This is a genomic window from Gemmobacter aquaticus (assembly GCF_007859075.1).
Classification (GTDB): Bacteria; Pseudomonadota; Alphaproteobacteria; order Rhodobacterales; family Rhodobacteraceae; genus Gemmobacter; species Gemmobacter aquaticus.
In genome coordinates, this window is sequence record NZ_VOAK01000022.1 from 208,934 (window position 1) to 228,516 (window position 19,583).

General features: G+C 63.3%; 21 protein-coding genes. 6 read left to right on the forward strand and 15 right to left on the reverse strand.

Translation table 11 applies throughout. The annotated features are described in order from the left end of the window. Window positions 1–2 precede the first annotated feature (2 nt). The 3 genes from FQU74_RS14065 to FQU74_RS14075 all read right to left on the reverse strand — a co-directional run bounded on the left by FQU74_RS14065 (window position 3) and on the right by FQU74_RS14075 (window position 3,449). On the reverse strand, window positions 3–1,523 hold the full coding sequence (locus tag FQU74_RS14065; protein ID WP_146287103.1) for a sugar ABC transporter ATP-binding protein: 1,521 nt from the start codon (window positions 1,521–1,523) through the stop codon (window positions 3–5). Between the two features lie 70 nt (window positions 1,524–1,593). Next, window positions 1,594–2,586 (reverse strand): rhamnose ABC transporter substrate-binding protein, encoded by a 993-nt coding sequence (gene rhaS / locus FQU74_RS14070; protein ID WP_146287104.1) that lies wholly within the window; start codon window positions 2,584–2,586, stop codon window positions 1,594–1,596. 53 nt (window positions 2,587–2,639) lie between these two features. Further along, window positions 2,640–3,449 carry a DeoR/GlpR family DNA-binding transcription regulator gene (locus tag FQU74_RS14075; RefSeq protein ID WP_146287105.1) on the reverse strand — a complete coding sequence of 270 codons (810 nt, stop codon included), beginning with the start codon at window positions 3,447–3,449 and terminating at the stop codon, window positions 2,640–2,642. 183 nt (window positions 3,450–3,632) lie between these two features. Here FQU74_RS14075 and FQU74_RS14080 point away from each other — a divergent pair, with 183 nt between their 5' ends. Beyond that, window positions 3,633–5,735, forward strand: coding sequence for a bifunctional rhamnulose-1-phosphate aldolase/short-chain dehydrogenase (locus tag FQU74_RS14080; protein WP_146287106.1), 2,103 nt, complete (start codon window positions 3,633–3,635; stop codon window positions 5,733–5,735). A gap of 11 nt (window positions 5,736–5,746) precedes the next feature. Continuing rightward, entirely contained in the window at window positions 5,747–6,982 is a 1,236-nt protein-coding gene (locus FQU74_RS14085) for an L-rhamnose isomerase (RefSeq protein ID WP_146287107.1), read from the forward strand. A gap of 60 nt (window positions 6,983–7,042) precedes the next feature. Here FQU74_RS14085 and FQU74_RS14090 read toward each other — a convergent pair whose 3' ends face one another. The 4 genes from FQU74_RS14090 to FQU74_RS14105 are packed head-to-tail and all read right to left on the reverse strand — an operon-like array spanning window position 7,043 to window position 9,484. Then, on the reverse strand, window positions 7,043–7,516 hold the full coding sequence (locus tag FQU74_RS14090) for a DoxX family protein (RefSeq protein WP_146287108.1): 474 nt from the start codon (window positions 7,514–7,516) through the stop codon (window positions 7,043–7,045). Beyond that, window positions 7,492–8,274, reverse strand: coding sequence for an HvfC/BufC N-terminal domain-containing protein (locus FQU74_RS14095; protein ID WP_158635595.1), 783 nt, complete (start codon window positions 8,272–8,274; stop codon window positions 7,492–7,494). Before FQU74_RS14095 ends, FQU74_RS14090 begins: the two co-directional genes overlap by 25 nt. Then, a complete protein-coding gene (gene bufB / locus FQU74_RS14100; protein WP_229704402.1) occupies window positions 8,258–9,124 on the reverse strand; it encodes an MNIO family bufferin maturase in 867 nt (288 codons plus the stop codon). Before bufB ends, FQU74_RS14095 begins: the two co-directional genes overlap by 17 nt. A 51-nt stretch (window positions 9,125–9,175) precedes the next feature. Continuing rightward, complete coding sequence (locus FQU74_RS14105) at window positions 9,176–9,484, reverse strand: BufA1 family periplasmic bufferin-type metallophore (protein WP_170246245.1); 309 nt, start codon at window positions 9,482–9,484, stop codon at window positions 9,176–9,178. A 177-nt stretch (window positions 9,485–9,661) separates the two neighbouring features. Here FQU74_RS14105 and mnmH point away from each other — a divergent pair, with 177 nt between their 5' ends. Continuing rightward, window positions 9,662–10,708, forward strand: coding sequence for a tRNA 2-selenouridine(34) synthase MnmH (mnmH, locus tag FQU74_RS14110; RefSeq protein ID WP_146287110.1), 1,047 nt, complete (start codon window positions 9,662–9,664; stop codon window positions 10,706–10,708). Window positions 10,709–10,723: 15 nt separating this feature from the next. On the opposite strand, the gene FQU74_RS14115 is transcribed toward mnmH, so the two are convergent. From FQU74_RS14115 to FQU74_RS14140, 6 genes are all read right to left on the reverse strand, one after another. Then, window positions 10,724–11,530: a DUF1217 domain-containing protein gene (locus FQU74_RS14115; protein WP_146287111.1), complete on the reverse strand. Its 807-nt coding sequence runs from the start codon at window positions 11,528–11,530 to the stop codon at window positions 10,724–10,726. Further along, window positions 11,527–11,931 (reverse strand): flagellar biosynthesis repressor FlbT, encoded by a 405-nt coding sequence (flbT, locus tag FQU74_RS14120; protein WP_146287112.1) that lies wholly within the window; start codon window positions 11,929–11,931, stop codon window positions 11,527–11,529. The genes FQU74_RS14115 and flbT overlap by 4 nt, the downstream gene beginning before the upstream one ends. After that, window positions 11,928–12,305: a flagellar biosynthesis regulator FlaF gene (gene flaF / locus FQU74_RS14125; protein ID WP_146287113.1), complete on the reverse strand. Its 378-nt coding sequence runs from the start codon at window positions 12,303–12,305 to the stop codon at window positions 11,928–11,930. Before flaF ends, flbT begins: the two co-directional genes overlap by 4 nt. Before the next feature lie 70 nt (window positions 12,306–12,375). Then, window positions 12,376–13,656: a flagellin gene (locus tag FQU74_RS14130; RefSeq protein WP_146287114.1), complete on the reverse strand. Its 1,281-nt coding sequence runs from the start codon at window positions 13,654–13,656 to the stop codon at window positions 12,376–12,378. Between the two features lie 202 nt (window positions 13,657–13,858). Next, window positions 13,859–14,191, reverse strand: a complete 333-nt coding sequence (locus FQU74_RS14135; protein WP_146287115.1) for a hypothetical protein — start codon at window positions 14,189–14,191, stop codon at window positions 13,859–13,861. Further along, complete coding sequence (locus FQU74_RS14140; RefSeq protein ID WP_229704403.1) at window positions 14,181–14,474, reverse strand: rod-binding protein; 294 nt, start codon at window positions 14,472–14,474, stop codon at window positions 14,181–14,183. Before FQU74_RS14140 ends, FQU74_RS14135 begins: the two co-directional genes overlap by 11 nt. Window positions 14,475–14,569: 95 nt before the next feature. On the opposite strand from FQU74_RS14140, the gene FQU74_RS14145 reads away from it, so the two are divergent. From FQU74_RS14145 to FQU74_RS14155, 3 genes are all read left to right on the forward strand, one after another. Further along, window positions 14,570–15,721, forward strand: a complete 1,152-nt coding sequence (locus FQU74_RS14145) for a flagellar hook-length control protein FliK (RefSeq protein ID WP_158635596.1) — start codon at window positions 14,570–14,572, stop codon at window positions 15,719–15,721. Window positions 15,722–15,732: 11 nt separating this feature from the next. Beyond that, window positions 15,733–16,386 carry a flagellar hook capping FlgD N-terminal domain-containing protein gene (locus tag FQU74_RS14150; protein WP_158635597.1) on the forward strand — a complete coding sequence of 218 codons (654 nt, stop codon included), beginning with the start codon at window positions 15,733–15,735 and terminating at the stop codon, window positions 16,384–16,386. A 108-nt stretch (window positions 16,387–16,494) separates the two neighbouring features. Beyond that, window positions 16,495–17,313, forward strand: coding sequence for a phosphotransferase family protein (locus tag FQU74_RS14155; RefSeq protein WP_146287119.1), 819 nt, complete (start codon window positions 16,495–16,497; stop codon window positions 17,311–17,313). On the opposite strand, the gene ubiB is transcribed toward FQU74_RS14155, so the two are convergent. Both ubiB and ubiE read right to left on the reverse strand, forming a co-directional pair. Next, window positions 17,310–18,833, reverse strand: coding sequence for a 2-polyprenylphenol 6-hydroxylase (gene ubiB / locus FQU74_RS14160; protein WP_146287120.1), 1,524 nt, complete (start codon window positions 18,831–18,833; stop codon window positions 17,310–17,312). The genes FQU74_RS14155 and ubiB overlap by 4 nt on opposite strands. Next, entirely contained in the window at window positions 18,833–19,582 is a 750-nt protein-coding gene (gene ubiE / locus FQU74_RS14165) for a bifunctional demethylmenaquinone methyltransferase/2-methoxy-6-polyprenyl-1,4-benzoquinol methylase UbiE (RefSeq protein ID WP_146287121.1), read from the reverse strand. Before ubiE ends, ubiB begins: the two co-directional genes overlap by 1 nt. Window position 19,583 lies beyond the last annotated feature (1 nt).

Genomic DNA, 19,583 nt, shown 5'->3' on the forward strand with positions numbered 1-19,583 from the left:
TCTCAGGCGGCCTCCTCGATGCCGACGGCTGCGCGCACAAGGTTTTCCGGCGTCATTGCATCACCGGTGAACTCGGCGGCGATCCGGCCTTCACGCATGACGATGACGCGGTCCGACATGCCCAGAACCTCGGGAATTTCCGAGCTGACCATGATGACGGCAAGGCCCTGCGCGGCAAGTTCGGACATGAAGTCATGCACGGCCGCTTTCGATCCGATGTCGATGCCCTTGGTTGGCTCGTCCAGAATGATGACGCGGGGGCGCGTGGCCAGCCATTTGGCGATCACCACCTTTTGCTGGTTGCCGCCCGACAGAAGCGCCACGTCCTGATCGAGGCTTGCAGCCCTGAGGTCGAGCCGCCGGGTGTATTCGCGAGCCAGCGCGAATTCTTCGGCCAGCTGCAGAAAGCCTGCGCGGCTGGTGCGTCCCAGTGAGGGCAGGGTGACGTTCTGGAAGATGGGCAGGCCCTTGACCGCACCCTGCTTGCCGCGATCCTCGGGCACATAGACGATGCCTGCATCGACCGCCTCGGCGGTGGAGCGGATGACCCGCACGCTGCCCTCAATGCGGCAGGCGCCTTTTGATGGCTTCGTGATGCCGAAAAGCGCCTGCATCACCTCGGAACGCCCGGCGCCCACAAGGCCGTAGAAGCCCAGAATCTCGCCTCGGTGCAGGGTAAAGCCGATATCCTCGAATTCGGTCGGGTGGCTGTAGCCCGATACGGTCAGCACCGGCTCGCCAATCGTGGCCGGGCGTTTGGGATAGATCTGATCGACCGCGCGGCCCACCATCATCTGCACCAGCCGCGCCTCGGTCACGTCAGCCATGCGGCCTTCGCCCACGAACTGGCCGTCGCGGAACACGGTCCAGCGATCGGCGATGCGAAAGATCTCGTCGAACTTGTGCGAGATGAACAGGATCGCCTTGCCCTGCTGGCGCAGTTTGTCGACCAGCTCGTAAAGCTCGTTTATCTCTTTGTGGCTCAGCGCGGCGGTGGGTTCGTCCATGATCACGACGCGCGCGTCGATTGATAGCGCGCGGGCGATGGCGACCAGGTGCTTGGAAGCGATGCCCAGATCACGCAGCCGCACCTTCGGATCAAGCTCGGCACCGATGGAGGAGAGCAGGCGCTGCGCCTCGGCCTCCATCCGGCGGGTATCGATCAGGCCGAAACGACCCCGTGGCGCATGGCCGATGAAGATGTTCTCGGCGACCGTCATCTCGTCAAAGAGCACAGTCTCCTGATGGATGGCCGTGACGCCCGCTGCGCCCGCCGCCTGTGCTGTCGGGAACTGTGTCTCTTTCCCGTCGACTTCAATCGTGCCGTCGTCGGGCTGGTAGATGCCGGTCAGGATCTTGACGATTGTGGACTTGCCCGCGCCATTTTCGCCGATCAGGGCGGTGACCTGTCCGGGGTAGAGGTCAAGCTGCACGCCATTCAATGCACGCACGCCTGGAAAGGATTTCGAGATGCCACGAAGGCACAGCACCGGGGCGGTGCCGGGGGCGGATTGCGACTGCATTGGGATTGGCCCTGCAATAAGGGGATTGGCCCGGCCGGGAGCTGGCCGGGCCATGGGTCAGACCGTCAGATCAGAAGATCGACGAGAACTGATCGATGTTCGAGGCGTCGTAGGTGAAGGGGTCCGCCATGGCGCCTTCCTTGTTGTCGTCAAGCTTCACCGTGCCCATGCGGCCCATCGGGATCTCGGCACCAGCTTCGGCCTTTGCAGTGCCGTTCGACAGGTTGTAGGCGATCATGGTCGCGGCATAGCCCAGATCGATCGGGTTCCAGATCGCAAACGACTTGGATGCGCCCGACTTCACATGGCCCGCCATTTCCGAGGGCAGGCCAAGGCCGGTCACATTGACCGATCCGATCTTGCCTGCATCGGTCACCGCCTGTGCCGCAGCCACGATACCGACCGAGGTGGGCGCGATGATCGCCTTCAGGTCGGGATAGGTCTGCAGCAGGCCCTGGGTTTCGCGATAGGACTTGTCGGCCAGGTCATCGCCGTAAACGGTCGCGACAATGTTGATGCCCGGATAGTTCGGCAGCACCTTCTTGGCCTCTTCGATCCAGACGTTCTGGTTGGTCGAGGTGGTGGTGGCCGAGAGGATCGCCACATCGCCGCCATCGGGCAGATGGTCTGCCGCAAGCTTGACGATGGTGTTACCGATCAGCGCCGAGGACGAGGGGTTAAGGTGCATCAGGCGGCCATCGGGGGCTACGCCCGAATCCCAGCTGATGACGGTGATGCCGCGGTCCATTGCTTTTTTCAGCGTGGGCACCAGCGCGTCGGTGTCGTTGGCCGAAACCGCAATCGCATCCACCTTCTGCGCGATCAGGCTGTTGATGACCTCGATCTGGCCTTCTGCGGTGGTATCGGTCGGACCGGTGTAGATGATCTCGACATCGCCAAGCTCCTTGGCGGCCTCTTCGGCGCCCTTGGCTGCGGCTTCAAAGAAGCCGATCCCGAGTGCCTTCACGACCAGCGCGATGCGCTTGGTCTCGGCATGGGCGCCGGTCGCCATCAGCACGGTTGCCAGTGCCGCCGTGGTCAGTGCCTTCTTCAGAATGCTCATGTGGTCTCCTCCCTGAGCGTTACCCGGTTTCGCCGGGGCTGTGTTCGGTCGCGTCAGTCCTGCTGGGCGCGAAGCGTTCGGTCCGAGGCCGGAACCTCGGCCACGATCAGCCGCACCTCTGCCGCCTCCAGCATCTGGGCGGCACGGTCGTCGATGCGGTCGTCGGTGATAACGGTATGGATGCGGGCCAAGGGGCACAGAAGCAGGCTTGATCGCTGTGCAAACTTGGAACTGTCGGCCAGCACGATCAACTCATCCGCCTGTCCGATCAGCTTCTGCTCGGCCTGGATCAGAAGCGGGTCTCCCTCCATCAATCCAAGCGGGCCAAGTCCACGACATCCCATGAACATGCGGCGGGCATAGAAATGCCGGCTGCCATCCTCGTCAAAGGGCGACAGGATGATGTTCTGCTCGCGGTAGATCGCCCCTGCCGGCAAGAGCACGGTGTTCTTGGAATGCTTCAGAAGGTGTTCCGCAATGGGAAAGCTGTTGGTGAAGACCTGCAGCCGCTTGGCGGTCAGCGGGTGGACCATCTGAAAGGTCGTCGTGCCCCCGTTGATGATGATCGCATCGCCATCGGCACAAAGATCGACCGCCGCGCGGGCAATCGCGCGCTTTTCGGCGGAATGGATGGTTTCCTGTACCGAGAATGGCCGCGCGTTGATGCCGACGAACGAAGGTGGAGCAATGGCTTCGGCGCCACCACGCACGCGGCGCAGCTTTTTCTGCATGTGAAGCTGCGCGATATCGCGCCGGATCGTGGCTTCCGATGCGCCTGTCAGCTGGCACAGATCAGGCACCGTGACGACGGGCCGTTCCTGAACTGCGGACAGAATGATCCTGTGGCGTTCGCTTTCGTGCATCGGTTCCTCCCTGCAGCCGAGAGTGGTGCGCGATTCGATCATTGTCAATCATTTTCAATCGCAGAACTTCATTCTGCATCTGCATAATGATTGAATCTGATCGAATATGATTGACTTTCGGTCAGACACTGGCATGTTCTTCCCCGGAGGCGCGGCGAATGTCCCGCGCAGATGGAGGACAGGATGACCACGACCCCCGCCGCCAACCGGCTTGAAAACCTTTGGGATGACGCGACGGCTGCGTCGATGAGCGAATCGGAAAAGCTGCTCTATCGCTCGAATCTTCTAGGGTCGGACAAGCGCGTGACGAACTATGGCGGCGGCAATACCTCGGCCAAGGTGATGGAGCGCGATCCCCTGACCGGCGCTATGGTCGAGGTGCTGTGGGTCAAAGGCTCCGGCGGGGACATCGGTTCCATGAAGATGGACGGATTTTCAACGCTTTACATGGACAAGCTGCGCGCACTGAAGGGCAAGTACCGGGGCGTTGCCTTCGAGGATGAGATGGTCGGCTATCTGCCGCACTGCACCTTCAACCTGAACCCGCGCGCCGCCTCCATCGATACGCCGCTGCATGCCTATGTGCCGAAGAAACATGTCGATCACGTCCACTCGGATTCGATCATCGCGATTGCTGCTTCGGTCAATTCTCGCGAACTGACGGCAGAGTTGTTTGGCGACGAGATCGGCTGGCTGCCGTGGAAGAAGCCGGGCTACGAGCTGGGCCTCTGGCTTGAGAAGCTTGCGACCGAGAACCCCCAGATGCGGGGCGCGGTGCTTGAAAGCCATGGGCTTTTCACCTGGGCGGATGACGCCAAGGACTGCTACCTGACCACGCTCGACATCATCAACAAGGCGGCCGCCTGGCTGGAAGCCAGAACTGCGGGCAAGCCTGCGTTCGGTGGCCAGAAGCTGCCGACCCTGCCGGCGGATCAGCGCCGTGCCGTCGCCGCCCGCCTTATGCCGGCGATTCGCGGGCTGATCTCGCAGGATCGGCACAAAGTGGGCCATTTTGACGACCAGCCTGCCGTGCTGGAGTTCGTGGGTTCACAAATGCTGCAAGATCTGGCGCCGCTTGGCACGTCTTGCCCCGATCACTTCTTGCGCACCAAGATCCGCCCGCTGGTCGTCGATTTCGACCCGGAAAATCCGGATCTGGATGCAACCCTTGCCGGTCTCTCCGCCGCGGCCGAGGCGTATCGCGCCGACTATGCCGCCTATTACGACCGCTGCAAGAAATCCGACTCGCCCGCGCTGCGCGACCCGAATGCGGTGGTCTGGCTGGTTCCCGGCGTGGGCATGATCACCTTCGCGCTCGACAAGGCGACGGCGCGCATTTCGGGTGAGTTCTATGTGAATGCGATCAACGTGATGCGCGGCGCATCAGGTATCTCGACCTATCAGGGCCTGCCCGAGCAGGAGGCCTTTGACATCGAGTACTGGCTTCTGGAAGAGGCCAAGCTGCAACGGATGCCCAAGCCGAAAAGCCTTGCCGGGCGGGTGGCGCTGGTGACGGGGGGTGCAGGTGGCATCGGATCAGCGACGGCCGAACGTTTCCTGAAAGAGGGGGCCTGCGTTGTTCTGGCCGATATCGATGGCAAGGCGGCCTCTGATGTTGCAGCCGGTATGGCCAAGGTCTTTGGCGCCGATCAGGTTCGCGCGGTGCAGATGAATGTCACGGACGAAGTGCAGGTGATTGGCGCCTATGCCGATGCTGCGGTCGAGTTTGGCGGCGTGGATATCCTTGTCTCGAACGCGGGCATCGCATCCTCGGCACCCGTCGAGGAGACCACGCTCGCGCTTTGGAACAAGAACATGGACATCCTCTCGACCGGCTATTTTCTGGTCAGCCGCGAGGCGTTCAAGACCTTCCGCACGCAAGGCATCGGCGGATCGGTGGTGTTTGTCGCCTCGAAGAACGGGCTCGCCGCCAGCCCCAATGCCAGCGCCTATTGCACGGCCAAGGCCGCCGAGATCCATCTGGCGCGGTGCCTCGCGCTGGAGGGCGCCGAGGCTGGAATCCGCGTCAACGTGGTGAACCCCGATGCCGTGCTGCGCGGATCAAAGATCTGGTCGGGCGAATGGCTGGATCAGCGCGCCTCGACCTACAAGACCGACAAGGAGGGGCTGGAAGAGATGTATCGCCAGCGTTCGATGCTGAAGCGGTCGGTCCTGCCCGAGGATATCGCCGAGGCGGCCTATTTCTTTGCCTCTGAACTTGCGGGCAAATCGACCGGCAACATTCTCAATGTCGATGCCGGCAATGTTCAGGCGTTCACGCGATAAGGATGGCGAGCATGACCTATGATTCCGCGCGCGCTGCCTTTGCCGATTGGGGCGTCGATACCGAGGCCGCGATCAAGACGCTGCTTTCCATCCCGATCTCGGTTCATTGCTGGCAGGGCGATGATGTCGGCGGGTTTGAACGCAAGACAGGCGCCTCGGGGGGCGGCATTCAGGCGACGGGCAACTACCCCGGTCGCGCGCGCAATGCCGCCGAGCTGCGCGCGGATCTTGAGTTCGCCTATAGCCTCATCCCCGGCATGCACCGTCTGAACCTGCACGCCTTTTACCTTGATACCGATGAGACGCCTGACCGTGACGCCATCGAGTACCGTCACTTTGCCACTTGGGTTGACTGGGCGAAGGAACAGGGGCTGGGACTTGATTTCAACCCGACCTTCTTTGCCCATGCCAAGGCCGACGACAACCTGACGCTCTCGCACCCCGATGCGGGCATCCGTGCCTTCTGGATCGAGCATGGTCGCCGCTGTCGCGAGATCGCAGCCCGCATGGGGGCCGAGCTTGGCAGTCCTGCGGTGAACAACATCTGGGTGCCTGACGGATCGAAGGACATCCCGGTTGACCGTATGGCTGCGCGGCGCAGGCTCGAAGCCTCGCTCGATGCCATGTTGGCCGGGGATCTGCCAAAGACCCAGATCATCGATGCGGTGGAATCGAAGCTGTTCGGTATCGGGGTTGAGGCCATGACCGTCGGCAGCCACGAGTTCTACATGGGCTATGCCATTCGTCGTGGAACGGCGCTCTGCCTTGACATGGGGCATTTTCACCCGACCGAAAGCGTGGCCGACAAGCTGAGCGCGGTGGCCCTGTCGGTGGATCACATGCTGCTGCATGTCAGCCGACCGATGCGGTGGGACAGCGATCACGTGGTGCTGCTGAATGACGATCTGCTGGCAATGGCGCAGGAGCTGGTCTTTGCTGATCTTCTGGCGCGCACCAGTATCGGGCTCGATTTCTTCGATGCCACGATCAGCCGGACGGCTGCCTGGGTTCTGGGCGTGCGCAACATGCAAAAGGCGCTTCTGCGCGCATTGCTTCTGCCGCAGGACAGGCTCAAATCGGCTGAAGCCGCGCTTGATTACACTACGCGTCTGGTTCTGACCGAAGAGGCCAAGGACCTGCCCTTTGCTGCCGTCTGGGCCGAGGTCTGCGCCCGCGCCAATATGCCAACGGGTGCCGCGCTGCTCTCGGACCTGGATGCCTATCAGGCCAGCGTCAGCGGGCGGTAATCGCAGTGACGCGCCCGTGTCAGGGCGCGTCACCGGCGCAACCGGGCCTGCGTTTGCGCTCTATCTGGCAGCCCGGTTTGCAGCGGCGCCGGACCCCTCTGCCCCGACATCAAGCCCCAGAAGCCGGTCTAGAGACCAAGCCCCCGGTCCGCCCGCGATCAGGGCAAAGAGCGCCGCAGCCCAAAGGCCATGGGTGATCCAGGCATCGGGATAGACGAAGATCTGGATCACCGCGGTCATCCCCAAAAGGCCAAGTGCGGCAAATCGCGTGCCCAGCCCGATGATCATCAGCGCGGGCAGCAGATGCTCCGCCGTGGTGGCGAGAACCGCCGCGAGGTTCGACGGGAGGATCGGGAGGGCATATTCATGCTCAAACAGAAACCAGGTCGACTCCTTGATGGAGAACAGCCCCTCGACCTTGGTTCTGCCGGATTGCAGGAAGACAATCGCCGGGAAAACGCGCAGCGCCAGTGCCGCGACATTCCACGGAATACGGTCGAACAGCGCATTCAGAGTGCGGATTTGGGCGCGCATTCCGGGGTCTCCATTGCATCGAGGATTGCCCCGGACTGGATCAGCCGCAGGACAAGGGGTTGGGGGTCATGTTGCGGCTCGGCCCAATGCGCCATCTCGGCAGCGGCCATGAGGGTCGCCCCCTGGCCAAGCTGCTCGATCAGTGCGGCGTCTCCGGCCGAGATTGCGAAAACCGGCACGTTGAAGGCCCGGTCGCGCAGGATGAGCGCAATCTCGGGCTGTGTCTGGGTCAGCGGTGCAGGCGCGCTGCCGGGCTGGTTGAGCGTCCAGATCGAGACGGCCGGGCTGGTCAGGCGCAGCACCTGTACCGACGGGTGCAGCCGCAGGCGCAGCCGCGACGGGTCGGCGCTGGCAAAGACCTCGGGCGCCGCCGGTGGGGCGTCGGCGGCATGAAAGGCGACGCCGCGGGCAAACTCGATCGCCGCCACATCGGCCATGTAGGGATAGGTCTGCAGCGGGGGGAAGCCTGCCAGAAAGTCCGGAAAGCTGTCGCCCCATTCCAGAAGAACCGGCGAGCGGGGCCGTTTGGCCTCGGCATAGAGCCGCGCCATGGCGGCAAAGAACTCTGCCCCGACGAGGCGCTGGATCACGGGATACCGCCGGGCCAGAGCCTCGGTCAGGCTGCTTGCGACATTGTTGCGATAGACGGCAAAACGACGTTCGGTCTCGTCCGGTGCGCAAGCGGTCACGCCGGGCGGCAAAGTGGCGCCCTTCAGGCTGGCGTCAAAGGCCGCGATGAATTCACGATGCGCGTGCAAGCGCTGTTCCCCCCTGATGATCGAGCATCGACTGCGCGCGATGTGCCTCGGCCAGAAGAACCGGCCATTCGGGCAGATCATTGTCCCATTCGATCAGGGTGGGGCGCGGACCGCCGCGCGCAATGGCCTCGGCATAAAGTACCCAGACCGGCTCTGCCACCGGGGTGCCATGCGCGTCGATCAGAAGCGGCCCCGACGGCAGTTCCTCGGCGTCATGGCCGCCAAGATGGACCTCTCCGACCATCTCCAGCGGAAATGCCGCCAGATAGGCGCGGGCATCCATGCGATGGTTGGTGGCCGAAACGAACACATTGTTCACATCGAGCAGCAGACCGCAGCCAGAACGCCGGGCGACTTCGGTCAGGAAATCAACTTCGGGGATCGTCGACTGTTCGAACAGCACATAGGTTGAAGGGTTTTCCAGCAGCATGCGTCGGCCCAGAACCTCTTGCACCTCATCGACATGGTCGCAGACGATGGCCAGGGTCTCTTCGGTATAGGGCAGCGGCAGCAGGTCGTTCAGATAGTCGGCACCATGGCTGGACCAGGCCAGATGTTCGGAAAAGCTCTCGGGCTCATAGCGGTCGCAAAGGGTACGCAGGCGCATCAAGTGATTGCGGTTCAGTCGCCCAGGACCGCCGATGGACAGACCTACGCCATGCAGCGACAAGGCGTAGTCAGCGCGCAGCGCGGCAAGCTGTGCATGCGGCAGGCCACCGGCGCCCATGTAGTTCTCGGCGTGCACCTCGAAGAAACCGACGGACGCAGCACTTTGACGGATTGCCGCGAAATGCTCGGGCTTGAAGCCCAGTCCAGCGCGGTTTGGCAGGCCTTGCATCGTGTCACCCATTTGTCAGCGTGGCTACGGCGAGGCAGGCTGACCCGCCTCGCCGGGCTGTGATCAGGAGGCCATGTCGCGCATCAGGGGTTCCAGAGAGCCGGCGCGTGCCATGCCATCGCTGGCTGCGGGCAGTTCCATCGTTGCGCAGGTGCCCGCCGGAACCAGCTTCCAGGCGTTGCCCTGATAGTCCACCTTGGATGTACCGGCGCAGGTCGTTCCCGGGCCTGCCGCGCAGTCGTTCTGGCCGGCAAGCGCCACGCCGTAGCACTTTTCCATTTCGCCTTCGGCGCTGGCGGTGGTTGCAGCCGCCAGTGTCAATGCGCAAGCAAGCGATGCGCCAAGGCCAAGGGTCGATTTCATAAGGGTCATGTCGTTCTCCATGTCAGACCAGGTGGTCCTTCCATCGGGCCACGGCTGTCCATTCGCCCCTTTAGCCGCCGACGTTACGCCGCTCACGATTTCGTGTTCCTTGGGGGTGGTTCGCCCGACGGCGGCCAAACCGGGCCGACACTGTTCGCGCAGCCCGGATTGGTCTATCGCTAAAGCATGGCCATAACGCTGACATGCTTGACTGACCTCGCCCGGCACGGATTCGATGACATCATCGATGTCCGCGCCCCGACAGAATATGCAGAGGACCACCTGCCCGGTGCGATCAGCCTGCCGGTTCTGGATGATGCCGAACGTGCGCGCGTCGGGACGATCTACAAGCAGGTTGCCCCCTTCACGGCACGCAAGGTCGGTGCGGCATTGGTGGCGCGCAATGCGGCAGCGCATCTTGAAGGGGCTCTGGCCGACAAGCCGGGCGGCTGGCGGCCGCTGGTCTACTGCTGGCGGGGCGGACAACGGTCAGGCTCTTTCGCCTCGATCCTCTCGCAGATCGGCTGGCGGGTTGAAACCATCGCAGGGGGCTACAAGGCGTGGCGCGCGCTCGTCTTGCGCGAACTGGGCGAGGCGCCGATCCGCGCGCCTCTGCGCGTACTGGATGGCAATACCGGATCGGCCAAGACGGAGCTTCTGGCCCACCTGCGTCAGCGAAATGTGCAGGTCATCGACCTTGAGGCGATGGCAGGCCATCGTGGATCCTTGTTCGGGGCGAAGGGCGCACAGCCGTCGCAGCGCATGTTCGAGGGTCGCTTGGCACATGCACTTGCCGCCCTCGATCCCGCACGCCCGGTGGTGGTCGAGGCGGAAAGCTCAAAGATCGGCGAGTGCCGCATTCCGCCTGTTCTGTGGCGGGCCATGTGCGCGGCGCCACGGATCGAAGTTGTGGCGCCGCGCGCCGAGCGTGCCGCCTATCTTGCGCGGACCTACACCGATCTCGTCGCCGAGCCAGCCCGGTTGATCGGCGTCATCGCGCGGTTGCGTCCGTATCATCCAGCCGAGCGGATCGCCGACTGGATCAGGCTGGCCGAACGGGGCAACTTTGTTGAACTGGCCGAGGGACTGATGCAGGCGCACTATGATCCGCGCTATGCCAAGCATCGTGCAAGGACGCAGGTCCCGCGTAACGAACTGCCGGTCGATAGCCTGAGCCCGGCGGCTATCGCAGATGTCGCCGATCAACTGACCGCGATGGTGGGTGAGACTTGATCGGGGCCCCGACCCTCAATAGCGGGACTGAAAGCCAGAGCTTGCGTTTTGCAGCAGCGAAACTGCTGTGCTGGTGGTCGTGACACCCTCGGCGATCTGGTTCTTGATAAGGTAGAGCTTGATCAGCTTCTCCACCTTTGCCGGGTCAGAGAACTGGCCGACCGAACCGCTTCCCAGCAACTGGCGCGATTTTCGCTGCAGCATGTCCACCTGCAGATCCACATCAAGCGCCCCGAAAGAGGACGAAAGGCCAAAAGCGGTCTGAAAGACCTCGATCAGCGCAGTCGACCCGATCACCGAATACCATTTGGTCCTTTCGCTACTGGTGCTCGTCGCCATGTTCGGCAGTTGCGACTCGGCAAAAAGTGCGGTCCGGTACGATGAATTGACATCACCAACAGCTTTTTCGAACGTCTGTTCACGATAGCGTTGCAGAATGCGGTCAGCGAAGCCCTCGTCTGTGGTTGCGGGTGTTCCGTCTGCGAAACCGAAGGCGTCGGTCAATTGCGCATAGCGCTTGTCCGACAGTTTGTTTGCAAGATCGGTGGCGGCATCGGTGCCTTCGGAGAGTACCTTTGTTATGAAGTAGGTCTTGCCCACGTCACCCTCCAGCCCAAAGGCGCGCAGGGCGACGCGCAGCAGGCGCTTGTCCTTTACCAGAGCTTCGGCCGTTGTTGCGCCCTGAATGCGGGACCGGAAGTAAGTCTCGTCTCGACTGACTTGCGGGTCTTTCGCAAGAACCGCCATCTGCCGATCTTGCGTGCGCTTCAGGAAGGTCCACCCGGAGTAGCCTGAAAGTGGAAGGGAAACGCTGTAGGTCATGTCGGATGCGCAGCCATCAGGCGTTCTTCACGCGGCAGCAGTCCGCGCAGCGATTTCAGCACCTGATAATGCTGGTCGTCGAGCACGGCCCTCGTGGCTTCGGCCAGACAGGCGCGGCTGTCGGAGTCGGTCAGAACCTGGCTTAGTTGTTCGATGCCGCGCAGAAGTTGCAGCCGCGCTTCGGCAGGGACGGCATCTCCGGATAGAACAAGCTGTGCGATGTAGCAGACGCGCCGGACCGGGGTATTGACCTCTTCCGGGTGGATCGCATCACGCAGGCGCAGGATGTTGGCATTGGGACTTTTGATCGACAGGCGCGACCGCCTCTCGCCGTTCTCGATCACCGCGCCATTGATCAGGACACGCTCATGTGGCCCGAGTTTGAGAACGAGGCCCGTCATTGCCTTGCCCCCTCACCACGCAGGCCGCGCATGATGGCCGTGTTGATGTCGATCAGCGCCGAGAGGTCGGCTGCGCCCTTCAAGGCCTTGTGGCTGTGCAGGCGCGTGAACTCGCCGAGGTAAGTAAGACGCGCCCGCAACTCGCTTGGCAGGCCATTTCCCGGGCGCGAGACATCTGCCGACAAGACCCGCCAGAGACGCATGTTGTCATGCACGGCGCGAGCGAAGCCCGGCATGTCATCTGCAGGCGCGGCATTCGCCTGTTTCATCTGGCGCGTCACGCGGGCAAACACCTCGTATTCGACCTGGCGCGCGGACCGTTCGCGAGATGTCGCCCCGTCATAGGCGGCGCGCGCGGAAAGGTTCGTGGTCATGGGTCAGTCCCCTGAAAGCTGAGGTTCGTGGGGTGCCCGTGGCGCGCGATCACGCCACGGGCCAGCGTGCTCAGCGGAACAGCGACATGATGTTCTGCGGCGCCTGGTTGGCGATCGACAGAGCCTGAACACCCAACTGTTGCTGGGTCTGCAGGGCCTGCAGCCGTGCCGATGCCTCTTCCATGTCGGCATCGACCATGGAACCAATGCCGGTGGTCAGCGCATCCGACATCTTCGAGACAAAGTCCGATTGGGTCTCAAGCCGCGTCTCGACCGAACCGAAGGCCGAGGAGGCATCGGTCGCCGCCTGGATCATCGTCTCGACCGAGGCGAGCGCCGCCGCAGCACCCGCGTCACTCGTCACGTTCATCGTCTCAAGCCCTGACAATGCGCCGGCGCCACGGGTTGCCGTGAATTCAACCCCATGATTCGTCTCGTTCGACAGATTGGTCACGGTCAGTTCCCCTGCCGTTCCAATATCCAGCGAGAACTTCGACGAATCGAGCCCGTTGGAGGTCAGCGAGTTCTTGAGCCCCGCCAGGATCGCATCTTCGGTGTCGCCAGCCTTCACCGAGTAGGTGCCCTCGACCGTGCCAATGCGCAGACGCATGGTATCGCCTTCGATCAGGCCGGTGTTCAGCGCCGGATCGGCTGCCGCATCGGTGCTGGCAAGCGCCGTGCCACCTCCCTGAAGGGCCAGACCTGTCAGGGTGATCGCATCGTTCGCGCCACCCGATGCCGTCAGCGCGAGGGCGCCGATGCTGGGGTTCGCACCATCCAGCGTTGCGCCAATAGTGCCCGTCAGCGTGACGCCCTGTTCGGTTGAAAGGTTCTGTGCATCGACACCGATATAGCTCGCCGTCACCGTGCCATCGCTGTCGCGATCCAGCGAGGCAAGCACGTTCACCCCGGTTTCACCGTTGACGTTGGTATTGGCTGTGGTGCCGTTCACCAGATTGAGGCCGTTGTATTGCGCCGCGCCGACGACCGACTTGATCTGCTTGGTCATCGATTCGATTTCGGTCTGCAGCTTGGCGCGGTCGACGTTCTGCTCTTGTGCCGAGATGATGGTCTTCTTCATGTTCGTCAGCAGCGAGGTCACCGACTCGGATGCCTGACGGGCCACCGACACGGTCGATGAGCCAAGATCGAGGCTGTCTCCGATCGCGTCAAAGCCTTGAACATCCGATTCCATGACCTTGGAGATCGCCCAGACGGCGGCGTTGTCCTTGGCAGTGGCCACGGTCTTTCCAGTGGAGATTTCGCTCTGGACCTTGTTCAGGCCGCTGTTGATGCCCTTCAGCGTTTGCAGGGCGACCATCGCGCTGGTGTTGGTGAGAATGGACGACATTTCATGTTCCTTTCAATGCGCCGAGGGCATGCCTGCGGCGATCTCTGCCTTGTGGCTGTTGCGGCTTTCTCGCCCTGCGGAGCGTCTGTTCGGTTCCGCGCCAACCCGGTCGGGATGCCCTTCGATTGATGCCCGCCAACCGCTAACAGATCGCTAAGGCACAAGCGGCAGCGCCATCCAGATGCGTGGCATTTGAGACAGATCAGAAACGCTTTGCGAGGATCTGACCTTGCGCCATCGTGGCGCCCAGTCTGCCGCGGCGATCATAGAAACTCTGCCCCGCCAGAACGCGCTCGATCTCGGCCAGGCGACGCTTGGCGCTGCGCAATCCGCGTCCGCTTGCCTGCAGCAACGGGCGTATGTCTTCCGCGCGCGAGGCAAGCCTGCGTCGATCCGCCGTTGTCAGGGTTGCGGTGGGGGTCACTTCTGCCAGCCGGGCTTCGATGGTTTCCAGCCTTGTCAGGTCACCGGTCAGCAGCGCCTTGTGCAGATCATCAAGCAGCCCTGCGATTGCGCGCGCGCCGTCAGTTTTCATTGCCCTCTGCCCCCTTCATCGCCTCGAAAATTGACTCTGCAAGACCCAGGCCGCCGTGCTGGGCGATAGCGTTCGCCTGTTCGCGCCGCAGGAACGATGCGAACTGCTCTTCCCCGATCCCGCCGGTCATCGCGCCCTGCGCCTCGGCGACGCCGGCATGGGCCAGCATCTCGGCGAGAAATGCCGCCTCCAGCTCTTGCGCCTTGTGACGCATCCGGGATTCGCGCTGGTCGGCTGTGGCCTGTGTGGTCGTGGGGGCCGGAAGGCTGGTCGGGATCATCATCTGCGTCTCCATGGCTGATTTCGGCAGTCTGGCTGCAGGTGGGTAAACACTCGGTAACTCATTCATCCGAGACTGCCGGTATCGCTGACCGGAGCATGCCGCCGATGATTCCCGCCCTTGATGCCATGGCCGCCATCTTGCCCAAGCCTGTAGCCGCGCCTGCCCTGTTGGGCGATGGCACCTTTGCGGCACTTCTGCCGCTTGAGGGCGAGGCGGTTGAAGAGGATGAGGCGACCGAACCTCTATCTGCCGAGACATGCCCGCCGCTGGTCGCAGCGCAGATCCTGCTTATGCCGCCGCCAGCCCAGTTGCCCGATTCCGGTGACGCGATGATGGCAGAGGTACCGGGCAAGCCCGGTACAATGCCGGGTGCGCCGTCTGTGTCCCTGACTTCTGCCGTGCCTGGGGCTACAGCGGCCGAGCCGGAACTGGTCGGGATCGCCGCTGATCCACACTCATCAGAAAAGGTAGCTATACCTGATTCTGCCCTCAATACGCCGAAAGATGCCTTGGCCGAGGTCCGCGCCCGGCACCTGCCCCCGCAGACCGCAGAGCGCGCCGAGTCCGCCGGGCGCATATTGTTTGAGGGTCGGCATCTGGCGTTCATGCCGCAAGAATCGGGTGCGGCGCTTGCCGGTGGGGGTGCTGCACGCTCTGACGGATCGGTTGAGACGGCAGAAAGCTCCGAGGTCGCGTCCTTCGGGATGCCCGATGATGCCAGGCCTGCCCCGACCGAAGCGTCGGCGCCATCGAGCGGTGCCATTCTTGCGGTGCGGGCTGAAGGGGTCGACCGATCCGCGCCACCGCCCGTTGCCTCGCAGATCCGGCGCGCTGTGCAATCTGCACTGCCCGCTCCCGTCGTAACCCATTCCCTCGATGTCGCGTCGGGGCAGGTAACGGACCGGCAGATCGAACTTCGCCTTGATCCGGCGGAACTGGGCGCGGTCTCCATCGTTCTTCAGGGCAACGAAGATTCGCTGGTCGTGCGAATCACGGCCGAGCGGCCCGATACGCTTGATCTGATGCGCCGCAATTCGGATCAGTTGCTGGCAGAGTTGCGCGCGGCCGGAATCGGCGATGCGCAGATGAGCTTTGATATGGGGCGTGACCCGTCCCACACGAACCGGTCTGCTGCGGAAGCTGCGATTATGGATGCACTGGAAGAGATGCCTCCGGGCCCGGTGACATCGACGTTGCAATCGGCGCCGATCCCGGCAGGCGACACGGGCCTATGCATCCGAGTTTGAAGGGACAGCACATGCAGATCAGCAGCGCATCCAGCGCCACCCAGACCACCGCCAGCGGCACCACCGGCTCCAGTTCACTGACGTCGGATTTCCAGACCTTCCTGCGCCTGATGACCACGCAGATGCAGGAACAGGATCCCCTGTCGCCGATGGACAGCACACAGTTCCTGTCGCAACTCGCCAGCTTCTCTGCGGTCGAGCAGCAGACTCTGACCAACAGCCAACTCTCGGCACTGAACATGCAGATCGGCGCACTTGGCCTTGCGCAGGCGGCGTCCTGGGTCGGAAGCGAGGCGCGCGCGGTGATGCCGGCGCTTGTCGAAGGGGGAACGCCGATTCCGATCCTGCCGCAGATCGCAGATGGGGCGGACCGGGCTGTCCTTGTCGTCACGGACGAGGATGGAATGGTGGTCAACCGGATTGACCTGCCCGTTGACGCCGAGAGCTATCACTGGACCCCGTCCGACATGACTGGGGGCGCCCTGCCGGACGGGCTTTATGATCTGACCGTCGAGAACTATCGCGACGGCACGCAACTCGACACGACCGCGGTTCAGCTTTACGGCCAGATCACCGAAGTGCAGGGTCTGGCGGGCGATCTGACGGTCATCTTTGATGGCGGACGCGAGGTGCCGATGGCCGAAGTTTCGGCAATTCGGGCCTGACCTATCGGGTGTCGCATTCACGCTTGCCCGGTCGGGGGGCCGCAACTAACGTCTGCCGCCATGACGATCTGCCGCGCCTCCCTTCTCCGTTCCCGTCCGCGTTCCGCCATGGGCAACGCGAACGAGGAACAGGCGCATGCAAGCCAGCCGGATCCTGCGTTGGTGCGGGAACTGTCTGCCGCGCTGTCCCTTCCGCTCAGGGATTGGAGGCCGCTGGCGGGGGGGCGGTCCAACCGGGTCTGGCGGTCGGACGATGTGGTGCTGAAGCAGGTGCTTCCTGATACCGGGACGCCGCTCTTCCCGAACGACCCGAGGGCTGAGGTTGCGGCGCTTCGTGCCCTGTCGCCACTGTTGGTGCCGCAGCTTCTGGCCGAGGGGGCGGGTTGGTTTGCCTATGCGCATGTCCCCGGACGGGCGTGGACCAATGACCCAGGCCCCGTCGCACGCCTGCTGGCAGAGGTCCATGCGACCCCCGCGCCCAAAGGCATGCGGCTTCTTCCGATGGGTGGGCAAGCCATCGCCGAACAGGCGCGGGGCTTTGGCGCGACCGGCCTGCCGGAATGCCCGGTGATCGACGATCCCGGCCCGACATGCCGGGCGCTGGTGCATGGCGATCCGGTGCCAGCAAACATCGTCGTCGCGGCTGAGGGGCTGCGGCTGATCGACTGGCAATGCCCCGGCCTGGGCGATCCGGTCGACGATCTGGCGCTGTTTCTGTCGCCTGCGATGCAGGTCCTCTATCGCGGCCGGCCCTTGACGGCAGAAGAGGGCGCGGCTTTCCTTGACGCCTATCCGAACCGCACGACCGTTGAACGCTACCTGCGACTGGCGCCCCTGCTGGGTTGGCGCATCGCCGCGCATTGCGCATTGCGCGCGGCACGCGGTGACCAAGGATACGCCGAGGCGCTACGGCTGCAACTCGCCTAGAGCAGCGCGCCGATCAACACGCCGCAGCCGACCAATGCGCCCCCGCCGATCATCCACCAGACCGGATGGGGTTTCTGCTGCGGTGCGGGCGTGGTGGTCGTCTGCCGGATCAGTCGCGCTTCGACCATCCCGGGCAGGCGGGGGCCAAACCGGCCCAGAACCTGCGCTGTCAGCACAAGATCCCGCAACAGGGCCCGAGGCCCGATATTGGTCTTGATGTAGTCCTCGACCACCGGGCGCGCGACCTGCCAGATGTTGATATGTGGGTCGAGACTGCGTGCGACCCCTTCGACCACGACCATGGTGCGCTGCAGAAGGATCAGCTCGGTCCGGGTCTCCATCCCGAATTTCTCGGTCACTTCGAAGAGGTAGGACAGCAGTCGCGCCATCGAGATGCGGCTGGCCTCCATACCGAAGATCGGCTCGCCAACCACCCGCAACGCGCGAGCGAATTCGTCGATGTCGCGGTCGGCAGGTACATAGCCGGCCTCGAAATGCACCTCGGCCACCCGGCGATAGTCCTTGCGGATGAAGCCAAACAGGATCTCGGCATAGACGCGGCGGGTATAGACGTCGAGCCGCCCCATGATGCCAAAGTCATAGGCAACCAGCGCGCCATCAGCGGCAACTTTGAGGTTACCCTGATGCATATCTGCGTGGAAGTAGCCATCGCGCAGGGCGTGTTGCAGGAAAAGCTGCAGCACCCGCTGGCCAAGCGCCACCCGGTCATGTCCGGCCGCATCCAGTGCGGCATTGTCGGCCAGCGCGATCCCCTCTGCCCAATCGATGGTCATTACCTGCCGCGAGGACAGCGCCCAGACCGGCTTTGGCACGCGAAGGCCCTCGTCCTGCGCGGTATTCGCGGCGAACTCGGCGGCGGCGGCGGCCTCAAGCCGCAGGTCCAGCTCGCCCATGACCACGCCCTCGAAGTGGCGGATCACCTCCATCGGGCGCAGCCGGCGCGAAGAGGGCGACAGCGTCTCGATCGCGCGGGCGGCGAAATAGAAGGCGTCGATGTCCTTGCGGAAGGCCCGCTCGATCCCCGGCCGCAGCACCTTGACGGCGACTTCCTCATCCGTGGTGGCAAGTCGCGCCCGATGCACCTGTGCAATCGAGGCGGCCGCGACGGGCTCGGAAAACTCGCTGAACAGCTGATCCACCGGCACCATCAACTCGGCCGCGATCGTGGCCTTGGCAACCTCAACCGGGAAAGGGGGCAGCTTGTCTTGCAGATACTTGAGCTGGTCCGCCATCTCCTCGCCCACGATATCGGGGCGGGTCGACAGGATCTGGCCGAATTTGATATAGGCGGGCCCAAGCGCCGTCAGCGCCCGCGTGATCGGGGGCAGCGCGGGGTCGCCCTTCAACCCCAGCCATTTGAACGGCCAGCCCAGAATGCGCGCAACCGCCCGCAGGCGGGGTGGCGCGTCCATGGCCGCCAGCACCTGATTGATCGCACCGGTGCGCTCCATCGTGGCCAGAGTCCGGACCAGACGGATGATGTTGTGCGGCCCCCGCATCAGATCTTCCAGCCCGAATGCAGCGCCGCGATGCCCATCGACAGGTTGCGATACTTGGCCTGCTGGAACCCGGCCTGACGGATCATGCCAAGAAACGTCTCCTGATCGGGAAACTTGCGGATGCTTTCGACCAGATACTGATAGCTGTCGCGGTCGCCCGCAATGATCTGGCCCATGACCGGGATCACATTGAAACTGTAAAGGTCATAAGCCTTTTGCATCAGGTCGTTCGGCAACTGGCTGAATTCCAGCACCATAAGCCGCCCGCCCGGGCGCAACACGCGATAGGCCTCGTTCAGCGCGTCCTGAACGCGGGTCACGTTCCGGATTCCGAAGCTGATGGTGTAGACGTCGAAACTGTTGGCGGGGAAGGGCAGGGCCATGGCATCGCCCACGACCCAGTCGAGATGTTCTGCCATGCGATCGGCCTCGGCGCGCTGGCGCCCCTCGACCAGCATCGATTCCGTCATATCGAGCACCGTGGCATGGGCACCCGGCGCGCGTTTGAGATAGCGGAAGGAAACGTCACCGGTGCCGCCTGCCACATCAAGGAGTTTCGTTCCCGGCCGCGGGGCCAGCCAGTCCATCATCGCATCCTTCCAGATGCGGTGGATGCCCACGCTCATCACATCGTTCATGATGTCGTATTTGCTGGCGACGCGGGTGAAGACGCCGTGCACCATTCCGGCCTTTTCGGTCTCGTTCACGGTCTGAAAGCCGAAATGCGTGGTTTTATGTTCGTCAGTCATT

Bases quoted from the DNA above. Each gene is read 5' to 3' on its own strand.
- FQU74_RS14065 (WP_146287103.1), bottom strand. From the start codon at position 1,523: ATGCAGTCGCAATCCGCCCCCGGCACCGCCCCGGTGCTGTGCCTTCGT.
- rhaS (WP_146287104.1), bottom strand. From the start codon at position 2,586: ATGAGCATTCTGAAGAAGGCACTGACCACGGCGGCACTGGCAACCGTG.
- FQU74_RS14075 (WP_146287105.1), bottom strand. From the start codon at position 3,449: ATGCACGAAAGCGAACGCCACAGGATCATTCTGTCCGCAGTTCAGGAA.
- FQU74_RS14080 (WP_146287106.1), top strand. From the start codon at position 3,633: ATGACCACGACCCCCGCCGCCAACCGGCTTGAAAACCTTTGGGATGAC.
- FQU74_RS14085 (WP_146287107.1), top strand. From the start codon at position 5,747: ATGACCTATGATTCCGCGCGCGCTGCCTTTGCCGATTGGGGCGTCGAT.
- FQU74_RS14090 (WP_146287108.1), bottom strand. From the start codon at position 7,516: ATGCGCGCCCAAATCCGCACTCTGAATGCGCTGTTCGACCGTATTCCG.
- bufB (WP_229704402.1), bottom strand. From the start codon at position 9,124: ATGGGTGACACGATGCAAGGCCTGCCAAACCGCGCTGGACTGGGCTTC.
- FQU74_RS14105 (WP_170246245.1), bottom strand. From the start codon at position 9,484: ATGACCCTTATGAAATCGACCCTTGGCCTTGGCGCATCGCTTGCTTGC.
- mnmH (WP_146287110.1), top strand. From the start codon at position 9,662: ATGGCCATAACGCTGACATGCTTGACTGACCTCGCCCGGCACGGATTC.
- FQU74_RS14115 (WP_146287111.1), bottom strand. From the start codon at position 11,530: ATGACCTACAGCGTTTCCCTTCCACTTTCAGGCTACTCCGGGTGGACC.
- flbT (WP_146287112.1), bottom strand. From the start codon at position 11,931: ATGACGGGCCTCGTTCTCAAACTCGGGCCACATGAGCGTGTCCTGATC.
- flaF (WP_146287113.1), bottom strand. From the start codon at position 12,305: ATGACCACGAACCTTTCCGCGCGCGCCGCCTATGACGGGGCGACATCT.
- FQU74_RS14130 (WP_146287114.1), bottom strand. From the start codon at position 13,656: ATGTCGTCCATTCTCACCAACACCAGCGCGATGGTCGCCCTGCAAACG.
- FQU74_RS14135 (WP_146287115.1), bottom strand. From the start codon at position 14,191: ATGAAAACTGACGGCGCGCGCGCAATCGCAGGGCTGCTTGATGATCTG.
- FQU74_RS14140 (WP_229704403.1), bottom strand. From the start codon at position 14,474: ATGATGATCCCGACCAGCCTTCCGGCCCCCACGACCACACAGGCCACA.
- FQU74_RS14145 (WP_158635596.1), top strand. From the start codon at position 14,570: ATGCCGCCGATGATTCCCGCCCTTGATGCCATGGCCGCCATCTTGCCC.
- FQU74_RS14150 (WP_158635597.1), top strand. From the start codon at position 15,733: ATGCAGATCAGCAGCGCATCCAGCGCCACCCAGACCACCGCCAGCGGC.
- FQU74_RS14155 (WP_146287119.1), top strand. From the start codon at position 16,495: ATGGGCAACGCGAACGAGGAACAGGCGCATGCAAGCCAGCCGGATCCT.
- ubiB (WP_146287120.1), bottom strand. From the start codon at position 18,833: ATGCGGGGGCCGCACAACATCATCCGTCTGGTCCGGACTCTGGCCACG.
- ubiE (WP_146287121.1), bottom strand. From the start codon at position 19,582: ATGACTGACGAACATAAAACCACGCATTTCGGCTTTCAGACCGTGAAC.